This is a genomic window from Streptomyces himastatinicus ATCC 53653 (assembly GCF_000158915.1).
In the GTDB taxonomy this organism is placed as follows: domain Bacteria; phylum Actinomycetota; class Actinomycetes; order Streptomycetales; family Streptomycetaceae; genus Streptomyces; species Streptomyces himastatinicus.
Map to the genome: position 1 here is coordinate 2,573,613 of NZ_GG657754.1, position 3,466 is coordinate 2,577,078.

Annotated in this window: 3 protein-coding genes; all 3 read left to right on the top strand. The window is 70.4% G+C overall.

What is annotated here, in order from left to right:
• Positions 1-2: 2 nt before the first annotated feature.
• Positions 3-914 (top strand): enolase C-terminal domain-like protein, encoded by a 912-nt coding sequence (locus tag SSOG_RS10240; RefSeq protein ID WP_009714140.1) that lies wholly within the window; start codon positions 3-5, stop codon positions 912-914.
• 157 nt (positions 915-1,071) lie between these two features.
• Positions 1,072-1,644 (top strand): type 1 glutamine amidotransferase domain-containing protein, encoded by a 573-nt coding sequence (locus tag SSOG_RS10245; RefSeq protein ID WP_009714141.1) that lies wholly within the window; start codon positions 1,072-1,074, stop codon positions 1,642-1,644.
• Positions 1,644-3,466: catalase (locus tag SSOG_RS10250; RefSeq protein ID WP_009714142.1), on the top strand; the 1,823-nt coding region annotated here is incomplete at its 3' end. The genes SSOG_RS10245 and SSOG_RS10250, both read left to right, overlap by 1 nt.

The window sequence follows — 3,466 nt, forward strand, 5'->3', positions numbered from 1 at the left end:
TGCTGCGCGCCCATGTCCTGGGCCGCTCCCCCATGGACATCGCGGGGACGAACGAGACCCTGGGCCGCGCCGTGCGCAACGCGGGCCGCCCCGGGCTGGTGTCCTGCGCGATCTCCGCGGTGGACATCGCGCTGTGGGACCTCAAGGCGCGGCTGCTGGAGCTGCCGCTGACGCGGTTGATCGGCGCGGTGCACGAGACCGTGCCGGTCTACGGCTCCGGCGGCTTCACCACGTACCACGACACCCATCTGGCCACCCAGCTGACCGGCTGGGTGCACGGCCAGGGCATCGAACGCGTCAAGATCAAGATCGGTGAGGCCTGGGGCCGGGCCGTCGAACGCGACCTCGCCCGGGTGCGCCACGCACGCGACGCGATCGGCCCGCACGCCGAGCTGTACGTGGACGCGAACGGCGCGTACAACCGCAAGCAGGCGGTGCGCATGGGCCACGCGCTCGCCGAGAGCGGGGTCGGCTGGTTCGAGGAACCGGTCTCCTCCGACGACCTGGACGGCCTGCGGGTCGTCCGCGACCTGGTGGTCTGCGACGTCGCGGCGGGCGAGTACGGCTATATGCTGCCCGCCTTCGCACGGCTGGCGCCGGTCGTGGACTGCCTCCAGGCCGACGCCACCCGCTGCGGCGGGCTCACCGTCTGGCTGCGCGCCGCTGCCCTCGCCGAGGCCATGGGGCTGGAGATCTCCGCGCACTGCGCCCCGCACGCCCATGCGCACGTGGCCGCGTGCGTGCCGAATCTGCGGCACATCGAATGGTTCCACGACCATGCGCGGCTCGAGTCCACCCTGTTCACCGGCGCCCTCGACCCCACCGGCGGCTCGGTACGGCCCGGGGCGGACGGCGCGCCGGGACACGGCATGTCCTTCCACCACGAGACGGCGACGCCGTACCGGGTGCTGTGACCTGCCGTGCGCGGTTTCGGTGCCGCCCTGCTGGCTACCCGCCGGGCGGACCACGGATGACCTACGGATGACCCGGCTCACGGATGACCGGGCTCACGGATGACCGGGCTCATGGATGGCCCGGCTCACGGATGACACCCGAAAGGACGTGAACGCAATGAAGGTCGCCTTCCTCGTCGCCCCCGAAGGCGTAGAGCAGGTCGAACTCACCGATCCCTGGCAGGCGGTCCGCGACGCCGGCGGCACGCCCCGACTGGTGTCCACCGCATCCGGCCGCATCCAGGCGTTCCACCACCTCGACAAGGCGGACACCTTCGAGGTCGACCAGACGGTGAAGGACGCGACGGTGGAGGAGTACGACGCCCTCGTGCTGCCCGGCGGCGTCGCCAACCCCGACCTGCTGCGCCTGAACAAGCGGGCCGTCGCCTTCGTCAAGGGCTTCGTCGACGCGGGCAAGCCGGTCGCCGCCATCTGCCACGCGCCCTGGACGCTGGTCGAGGCCGACGTCGTACGCGGCCGCACCCTCACCTCATGGCCCAGCCTGCGCACCGACATCACCAACGCGGGCGGCGTCTGGGTGGACGAGCAGGTCAAGGTCTGCGAGGGCGGCCGGGGCGCCCTGATCACCAGCCGTAAGCCGGACGACCTCAAGGCCTTCAATGAGGCTTTCCTGGAGGAGTTCGCGAAGGCCGCGGGCCCGGCGGGCTCGGCGCGGAAGGGAGCGGCGTGATGGCCCAGCAACAGCCGGACCGCAAGGAGCGGCAGCGGGAGGAGCATCTGGCCCCCGACCCCGCCGAGGGGCCGCTGACCACCGACCAGGGGGTGGCGGTCGACCACACCGACGACTCGCTCACGGCGGGCGAGCGCGGCCCCACGCTGATGGAGGACTTCCACTTCCGCGAGAAGCTCACGCACTTCGACCATGAGCGGATCCCGGAGCGGGTGGTGCACGCGCGCGGCGCGGGCGCGTACGGGTACTTCGAACCGTACGAATCCTGCGCGGAGTTCACCAAGGCCGCCTTCCTCCAGGACCCGTCCGTGCGCACCCCCGTCTTCGTACGGTTCTCCACCGTGCAGGGGCCGCGCGGCTCGGCCGACACGGTGCGCGACGTACGCGGTTTCGCCACCAAGTTCTACACCTCGGAGGGGAACTACGACCTGGTCGGCAACAACATGCCGGTCTTCTTCATCCAGGACGGCATCAAGTTCCCCGACTTCGTGCACGCGGTGAAGCCCGAACCGCACAACGACATCCCCACCGGCGCCTCCGCGCACGACACCCTGTGGGACTTCGTCTCCCTCCAGCCCGAGACCCTGCACATGATGATGTGGCTGATGTCGGACCGGGCGATTCCGCGCAGCTACCGGATGATGCAGGGCTTCGGCGTGCACACCTTCCGCTTCGTGGACGCGCGCGGCAAGGGCACCTTCGTGAAGTTCCACTGGAAGCCCAAGCTCGGCGTGCACTCGATGGTGTGGGACGAGGCCCAGGAGTGCCAGGGCCGGGACCCCGACTTCAACCGGCGCGACCTGTGGGACGCCATCGAGGCGGGCGAATACCCGGAATGGGAGTTGGGCGTCCAACTGGTGCCGGAGGAGGACGAGTTCAACTTCGACTTCGACCTGCTCGACGCCACGAAGCTCATCCCGGAGGAGCAGGTGCCCGTCCGGCCCATCGGCCGCATGGTCCTGGACCGCAACCCGCACAACTTCTTCGCCGAGACCGAACAGGTCGCCTTCCACACCGCCAACGTCGTGCCCGGCATCGACTTCACCAACGACCCGCTGCTCCAGGCCCGCAACTTCTCCTACCTGGACACCCAGCTGATCCGGCTCGGCGGCCCCAACTTCGCCCACCTCCCGGTCAACCGGCCCGTCGCCCCGGTGCGCAACAACCAACGCGACGGCTACCACCAGACCGAGATCCACCGCGGCACCAACTACTCCCCCAACTCCCTCGGCGGCGGCTGCCCCGCCATCGCCGGAGCGGACGGCTACGCCTACACCCACTACGCGGAACGCGTCGACGGCGACAAGATCCGCAAGCGCAGCCCCAGCTTCAAGGACTTCTACAGCCAGCCCGCCATGTTCTGGAACAGCATGAGCGACTGGGAGCGCAAGCACATCGTCGACGCCTTCCGCTTCGAGCTGGGCAAGGTCGGCACGGTGCAGGTGCGGGAGCGTACGGTCAACGAGCTGGCGCATATCGACTACGGCCTGGCCACCGCGGTCGCCGAGGGCATAGGCATCGCCAACCCGGCCCCCGGCCCCGACAACCACAAGCCCGTCGCCTCCCCCGCCCTCAGCCTGGACAACCTGGGCGGCGACCACTCCATCCGCACCCGCACCGTCGCGGTGCTCGTCACGGACGGCGTGGACGCCGAACAGCTCAGCCAGGCGCAGCAGGCGCTCAGCGCCGAGGGCGCCGTCGTCGAGGCGCTCGCGGCCCACGACGGCAAGGTGCGCGGCAGCGACGGCAACGGCTATGCGGTCGACCGCGCCCTGCCGACCGTCGCCTCCGTCCTGTACGACGCCGTCCTGCTGCCCGGCGG

Excerpts from the sequence above, each read along its gene's own strand:
- SSOG_RS10245 (WP_009714141.1), top strand. The coding sequence starts at position 1,072 with ATGAAGGTCGCCTTCCTCGTCGCCCCCGAAGGCGTAGAGCAGGTCGAA.